At 60.7% G+C, this 6806-nt stretch carries 4 protein-coding genes; 3 read left to right on the top strand and 1 reads right to left on the bottom strand.

The genetic code is table 11. The features are described 5' to 3' along the window. Nucleotides 1–263 precede the first annotated feature (263 nt). Nucleotides 264–1937, top strand: coding sequence for a putative bifunctional diguanylate cyclase/phosphodiesterase (locus ACYZTR_RS27510; RefSeq protein ID WP_461975402.1), 1674 nt, complete (start codon nt 264–266; stop codon nt 1935–1937). 108 nt (nt 1938–2045) lie between these two features. On the opposite strand, the gene ACYZTR_RS27505 is transcribed toward ACYZTR_RS27510, so the two are convergent. Then, complete coding sequence (locus ACYZTR_RS27505; RefSeq protein WP_461975400.1) at nt 2046–3443, bottom strand: NorM family multidrug efflux MATE transporter; 1398 nt, start codon at nt 3441–3443, stop codon at nt 2046–2048. 176 nt (nt 3444–3619) lie between these two features. On the opposite strand from ACYZTR_RS27505, the gene ACYZTR_RS27500 reads away from it, so the two are divergent. Both ACYZTR_RS27500 and ACYZTR_RS27495 read left to right on the top strand, forming a co-directional pair. Beyond that, entirely contained in the window at nt 3620–4540 is a 921-nt protein-coding gene (locus tag ACYZTR_RS27500; RefSeq protein ID WP_461975398.1) for a LysR substrate-binding domain-containing protein, read from the top strand. Between the two features lie 182 nt (nt 4541–4722). Continuing rightward, nucleotides 4723–6699, top strand: a complete 1977-nt coding sequence (locus tag ACYZTR_RS27495; RefSeq protein ID WP_461975396.1) for a methyl-accepting chemotaxis protein — start codon at nt 4723–4725, stop codon at nt 6697–6699. Nucleotides 6700–6806: the final 107 nt, after the last annotated feature.

The raw sequence follows: 6806 nt of genomic DNA, 5'->3' as shown, positions 1-6806 counted from the left end.
ACGAAATCAGGGAGTCGTTTGCGAAATGGGCCGGCATTTTAACAGGCTCAGCGAATTGTGCTGCTCTCTCCGACTTGTGACGCAGCACGCTATCTATATTTGCCGGTTTTGATACTTTCACGCAGGATGCGCGATGAGTTTGTGTCTAATGTTCGTCATTCAAGATACAAAGCAACGGTTGATAACCGATGTCATTTGGTCATTGGTTACCGGCGCTGCATAATGCCCGTCGCCTACATCTTTGCAGAGTCTAGGGAGCTAGCTTGTCTACGCCTGTCGAACCCTTGCGTTTGCTGTTACTGGCCGAAGAGCCAGTGTGGGCAGCGTTGTTGCGCGAGTGTCTGGCTCCGATGGGGAGCTCGGCCGTGCTGATCAGCGCGCCGAGCTGGGAGTCGGTCAGCAGTCTGTTCGATGACAACCGCAGCGCGGTGTTATTGACGATCCCGGCTCTCCAGCCGGCACCCGGCCGTTGCAACCTGCCGACGGTGCTGCTGCTCGAACACGAGCCGCTGGCGCCGCCCGACGGTGTGAGCGACTGGCTGGTGCGTAATCTGCTGGATCCCGGCATGTTGCGCCGCTGCCTGCGTCATGTGCGTGAACGCGGCGTGCTGGAAAACACTTTGCAGCGCCTGGCCGAGCAGGACCCGTTGACCGGTATCGCTAATCGTCAGGGTTTCCAGACCTTGCTGGCGGCACGCCTGGCGGAAAACGAAGGCCGCGGCCTGGCCCTGGGGCACCTTGACCTCGACAACTTTCGACACGCCAACGACGCCCTCGGCCACCAAGCCGGTGACCGGCTGATTCTGCAAGTGGTCGCGCGGCTGAAAAGCCAGCTTGAGGCCGGCGATCAACTGGCGCGGCTGGGCAGCGATGAATTTGCCCTGCTGATCGACACCCGCCGCGCGCCTCAGCGCGCCGAATGGATGGCCGAACGCATTACCGAAGCGCTGGCCGAGCCTTACTGGGTCGACGGCGAAAGCCTGTTGATCGGCTCCAGCCTCGGTATTGCCCACGCCCGGGCCCAGGCTGGCGCCGACCCGCTGATGTGGCACGCGCACATCGCCATGCAACAAGCCAAAAGCACTCAGGGCTGCACCTATCACATCTTCAACGAACGCATCAATCGCAATGCGCGCAGCATAGCCGACCTCGAAAGCGAGCTGCGCCGGGCCTTGCGCCGCGATGAGCTGGAGTTGCATTACCAGCCACGGCTGAACCTTGAGGACGGCCAGATCGTCGGCCTCGAAGCCTTGGTGCGCTGGCGTCATGGCGAACGCGGCTTGCTGCCCCCCAGCGAATTCGTGCCGCTGGCCGAGCAAAGCGGCTTGATCGTGCCGCTGGGTTACTGGGTGATTTCCCGCGCCTTGCGCGACATGCAGGCGTTGCGCGAACGGGGTTTGCCGGCGTTGCACATGGCGATCAACCTGTCATTCCGGCAGTTTCAGGACAGCCAGTTGCTGTCGACGCTGAGTCGGTTGATTGCCGAGCGTGGCGTCGAGGCGCAATGGCTGGAATTCGAATTGACCGAAACCGCGGTAATGCGTCGCAGCGATCTGGTCAAGCAAACCATGGACGCCCTGGGGCGTTTGGGCGTGCGCTTCTCGCTGGACGATTTCGGCACCGGGTTCTCTTCGTTTGTGCACCTCAACAGCCTGCCGATTGCCTTGTTGAAGGTCGATAAGAGCTTTGTCGGCGGCATGGAAGAGCGGGAAGAGAATCGCAAGCTGGTCCACGCGATGATCAATCTGGCGCACAACCTCAACCTTGAAGTGGTCGCCGAGGGTGTGGAAACGCCGGAGCAGCTGAAACTTTTGCGCGGGTTTGGTTGCGATCAGGTGCAGGGATATCTGATCAGCAAGCCATTGCCGCTGGCGGAGCTGGTTGAGTATTTGACCTTTGGCAGCAGTCAGCAGCCTGCACAGGAAGTCGTGAACTAACCACGGACAAATGTGGGAGCGAGCTTGCTCGCGATAGCGGTGTGTCAGTCGACATCAATGTTAACTGACACAACCTCATCGCGAGCAAGCTCGCTCCCACAGCGGATCTCAGTCAGCCTGAGCCATCTGGAAACCTGTCTGAGACGACGGCTCCTGCCTGATCATCCGCTTCATCTTCCACTCAAACGCCCACGTCAAGCTCACCGCCGCGCACGCCAACCCCAGCGCCAATCCCCACCAGACGCCCGTTGGCCCCCAATCCAAATGGAAGGCCATCCACCAGGCGGCTGGCGCGCCAATCAGCCAATAGCACCCTAAACCCACCAGAAACGTGGTCTTGGCATCCTTGAGCCCGCGAATGCAGCCCATGGCGATGGTTTGCGTGCCGTCGAACAGCTCGAACCACGCCGCTACCGCCAACAGACTCACGGCCAAATTGATGACTTCGCGAAACGCCGGGTCATTGTGGTCCAGGAACAACCCGATCAACTGATTCGGCAGCAGCCAGAAGACCATGGCGAAGCCCAGCATCGCCGCCGCGCCAAAGGCAATCCCGACCCGTCCGGCCAGCCGTGCATCCAGCAGTTGCCCGGCGCCGTAGTGCTGACCGATACGCATGGTGATCGCATAGGAAATGCCCGCCGGAACCATGAACGCCACCGAGACGATTTGCAGGGCGATCTGGTGTGCGCCCAGTTGCGTACTGCCCATAGTGCCCATGCACAGCGCCGCAAAGGCAAACAGCCCGACTTCCACTGCATAGGTGCCGCCGATGGGCAGGCCCAGGCGCCACAGTTCCTTAAGGTACTGACGGTTGGGCCGCGACAGGCCCTGACGCAAGGGGTAAGCGTCGTAGGCCGGATGCCGACGGATGTGCAGCGCGAGTGCCACGGCCATCAGGTTGGCGACGATCGCGGTGACCAGGCCAATCCCCACCAGGCCCATTTTTGGCAAGCCGAACATCCCGGTAATGAACGCGTAGTTGAGGACGAAGTTGGCCACGGTGCCGCCCAGACTGATCACCATCACCGGCGTCGCCCGGCCGATGGCGCTGGTGAAACCGCGCAGGGCCATGAAACTCAAGTAGCCGGGCAGGGCGAACGGCAGGATCAGCAGGAACTGTCCTGCCGCATGGACGTTGGTTTCGGTCTGGCCAAACATCAGCAATACCGGTTTCAGGTTCCACAGCAGCAGCCCGGCCACCAGCGCCATCAGCCATGCGAGCCAAAGCCCGGCTTGAGTCAGCCGCGCAGCGCCGACGATGTCGCCCGCGCCCTGACGGATCGCCACCAAGGTGCCGACCGCCGCGATGACGCCGATGCAGAAAATTGACACGAACGAGTAAGTCGCCGCGCCCAGGCCACCCCCGGCCAACGCTTCGGGACTCAGGCGCGCCATCATCAAGGTGTCGGTGAGGACCATCAGCATGTGCGCCAACTGCGAGGCAATCAACGGCCCCGCCAGCCGCAGGATGGCCCAGAGTTCGGTACGTGCTGGATGCTGCATGGTCATCACGCTCCGCGCTTAAAGAGAAAAGGAAAGCCAAAGTGGACAGGAACGCGTCGATTCTCGGCGCTCTACCGGGTTTGCACAAAGGGATAAAAAGGATGGGTGGCATGATTCAAACTCATGCTGGAGAGTTTCTGCTAGGGTGACCGAATCGCGCTATAGGAGCTTTCCGAATGTCTCGTCGTCTTCCTCCCTTGTATGCCCTGCGCGCATTCGAAGCGGCGGCGCGGCACAGCTCGTTTACCCGTGCGGCCGAAGAATTATCGATCACGCAAAGTGCGGTCAGCCGACATATTCGTACGCTCGAAGACCATTTTGCCTGTCGGCTGTTTCACCGCAGCGGGCGCAATCTGCAATTGACCGAATCGGCGCGGCTGATCCTGCCGGGCATTCGTGAAGGCTTCACCGCGCTGGAGCGGGCCTGCAATACCTTGCGCGCCGAGGATGACATCCTGCGCATGAAAGCGCCGTCGACCCTGACCATGCGTTGGCTGCTGGCAAGGCTCAGCCGCTTTCGGCACCTGCAACCAGGCAATGAGGTGCAATTGACCAGCGCCTGGATGGATGTCGACTCGGTGGACTTCAACCATGAACCGTTCGACTGTGCCGTCATCCTCAGCAACGGGCATTTTCAGCCGGACTGGGAGGCGAGTTTTCTGTTTCCGGAAGAGCTGATTCCAGTCGGCGCGCCGAATCTTCTGCAGGATCAACCGTGGAATGTCGCGCGGCTGGCCAATGCCGAACTGCTGCACCCAACGCCGGATCGTCGCGACTGGCGCAGCTGGCTGGAACGCATGGGGCTGGCGGACCAGGTATCACTCAAGGGCGGGCAGGTGTTCGACACGCTGGAGCTGGGCATGATCGCCGCCGCTCGAGGTTATGGCGTATCCATGGGCGATCTGCTGATGGTCGCGGAGGATGTGGCTCAGGGACGTCTGAGTTTGCCGTGGCCGACTGCCGTCGCCAGCGGTGAGAATTATTACCTCGTCTGGCCGAAAACACGCCCCGGAGGTGAACGTTTGCGCAGGCTCAGCGATTTCCTCCAATACGAAGTTCGCGCCATGGCATTACCGGACGTCGAACACTTGAGCTGAATCGATAGAGCCGCCGCAATGGCGGCTTTCAGCCATATCCCGGTTAATTACTCAAGTATTCAGGTATGCCGCCGAAAATCTGCAGGTGGAACCTTCGTGCAGGTTCGACGTAATTCCCATTAGAAATTTTGCTGAGTGTGCGTCGTGATCAGGATGATCCGGTCACTCGGCCAGGAGCTGTCATGTCTCAACCTCGTGCCCGGATCGCCTCACAGCTTGGTCTTGCGCTTGCCGTGATACTGGCGATTGTCATCACTGGCAGTACCGTGTTCGCCCTGCGTTCGCTGGACACCGCCAACCTTGCCACCCGCGAAGAGCACCTGGCCAGTGAAGCCCGGTTGCTGGCCGATCAGTTGAGCACCTTTCACGGCACGTTGCGGGAAAGTACCCAGCGCCTGGCCGGTTTGTTCGAGAAGCGCTTCAGCGCGGGTCTGAGCGTGCATCCGGACGAACCGGTGACCGTGGCGGGCACCCAGACCCCGGGCCTGCACCTGGGCAGCGAGGTATTGAACAACAACTTCGAGGAAGTGGACGAGTTCAAGCAAATGACGGCGGGCGTTGCGACGGTGTTTGTGCGCAGCGGCGAAGACTTTATTCGGGTCAGCACCTCACTTAGCAAACAGGACGGCAACCGGGCCATCGGCACGCTGCTCGATCACGCGAACCCGGCCTATGCCCGCTTGATGGCGGGGCAGAGCTATGTCGGTCGTGCCTTGCTGTTCGAACGCTCCTACATGACTCAGTACACCCCCGTACGCGACAGCAGCGGTAAGGTGATTGCCGTCCTGTTCGTAGGATTCGACTACACCGACGCGCAGAACGCGCAGTTCGCCAACCTCAAGCGCTTCCGTATCGGCCAGACCGGTTCCCTGGCGCTGCTGGATGAACAGAGCAAATGGCTGGTGCCGATTGCGGGAGTGCAAGCGCTGGATCAGGCGACGCCGAGCATCATTCGCTTGGCGAAGACGTCGGGCAAGGGCGAGTTCTGGAGCGATAAGTCCGAAGATTTCTACAGCATTGCCGTACCGTTTGAAGGCGGCCCATGGTCGGTCGTGGCGAGCATGCCGAAAACCGAAATCCGTGCGGTGACCTGGAGCGTCGGTATTCAATTGGCGATTGGCAGTCTGCTGGCAATGTTGATCGCTGTGGGCTCGGCAGTCTGGCTGTTGCGCAGCAAGCTCGCGCCGCTGGGTGATTTGGTGCGTCAGGCTGAAGCCTTGGGTGCCGGTGATTTGAGCGTGCGGCTGAACGTGTCGAGCAACGACGAGATCGGTCAGCTGGCCCGCGCTTTCAACCAGATGAGTCAAGCCTTGTCGACCATGGTCGAGCACATCCGCAAGGCTTCGCAAGAGGTCAACAGCCGTGCCCAGGCCTTGTCCGGTCTGTCCGGCGGTGCCTATGAAGGGATGGAGCAGCAGTCGGGCGAAATCACCAGCATGGCTGGTGCCGTGGAAGAATTCAGCGCCACGTCCCTGAACATTGCCGACAACATGGGCAGCACCCAGCGTCTGGCTCAGGAAAACGCACAGCAAACCCAGATCGGTCGTACGTCGATGGACGAAGCGTCCTCGTCTCTGGAGCAAATCGCCGGCGCGCTTCAGAGCACGGCGACGGTGATCAATACTTTGGGTCAGCGCTCCCAGGAAATCGGTGGCATTGTCGGTGTGATTACCTCGATTGCCGATCAAACCAACCTGCTGGCGCTCAACGCCGCCATCGAAGCCGCTCGTGCCGGCGAGCAGGGTCGTGGTTTTGCAGTGGTGGCCGATGAAGTTCGCAACCTGGCTTCACGCACTCGCGAAGCGACTGACGAAATTTCCGGCATGATCCAAAGCATTCAGCAGGAAACCGGCAACGCCATCAGCACCATGGAACAGGGCAACGTGTTGATGCAGGAAGGCCTGTCGCGCAACGCCAACGTCGCCAGTGCCCTGGCACGTATCGACGAGCAAAGCCGTTCTGCCGGGCAGCAATTCGCGGCGATTACCACGGCGACGCAGGAGCAGAGCAGCACCGCGACATTGCTCAGCAGCAATCTGCAGAGCATTGCGCTGGCCAACAGCGAGCAGCGTGAAGTGGTATCGAATCTGGCCGTCACGGCTAAAGAGCTGGAAAGCCTGGCTGCGGAGTTGCGAGCGGAGGTCGACCGGTTTCGTTGAGGCATCTTCGAAGCCGCCTTCGCGGGCAAGCCACGCTCCCACAGAGATTGGTTGACCACCATTCTTGAGGCGGCGATCCTGCTCGCGAAGGGGGGCGACTCGTTTAC

It is taken from the genome of Pseudomonas sp. Hz4 (assembly GCF_054898165.1).
Note: the sequence above shows the minus strand (reverse complement) of the source record. Positions and strands in the feature narration are given on the sequence as shown.